Annotated in this window: 1 protein-coding gene; it reads right to left on the reverse strand. The window is 65.0% G+C overall.

Annotated elements, in window-relative coordinates; all coding sequences use genetic code 11:
* The coding region (locus FNJ47_RS46395; RefSeq protein ID WP_163163497.1) for an MFS transporter at window positions 1–668 on the reverse strand (668 nt) is incomplete at both ends.

Raw genomic sequence — 668 nt, forward strand, 5'->3', positions numbered from 1 at the left:
TCGAAGCGCTGCATCAGCCGCGGCACCAGCGGGATCAGCAGGAGCTGCGGCAGGCCGGTCCAGGCCAGCACCATGCCGATCTGCTCGGCATTGTAGCCCTGGATGCGCGACAGGTACTGCGGCAGGATGAACACCGAGCCGTACAGCGCGATGCCGAGCAGGAAGTTGGCCAGCATGCCGAAGCCGAAATTGCGGCGGGCGAGCAGCCGCAGATTGAGCAGCGGCTTCTCCACGGTGAATTCGACGATCAGGAAGGCGACCAGCGCCACCGCCGCGATCACCGACAGGCGGACGATGAAGGGCGAGCCGAGCCAGTCGTCCTTGTTGCCTTCTTCCAGCACGGTCTGCAGCGCGGCGAGGCCGATCGCCATGGTGATGATGCCGAGCCAGTCGCCCTGGCGGATCAGCGACAGCTTCATCGGGCTCGGATCGAGCGACACGTACAGCATCGCGATCATCACGGCGCCGGGCACCAGATTGACATAGAAGATGTACTGCCAGCCCCAGTTCTCGGTGAGATAGCCGCCGATGGTCGGGCCGATCGCCGGCGCAAACGTCGCCGACAGCGCGAATAGCGCCAGCCCGATCGGCTGTTTTGCCTTTGGCAGCAGGGTGATGATCAGCGTGAACGCCATCGGGATCAGCACGCCGCCGGTGAAGCCCTGCAC

Origin of the sequence: Bradyrhizobium uaiense (assembly GCF_010811875.1) — a bacterium.
Taxonomy (GTDB): Bacteria; Pseudomonadota; Alphaproteobacteria; order Rhizobiales; family Xanthobacteraceae; genus Bradyrhizobium; species Bradyrhizobium uaiense.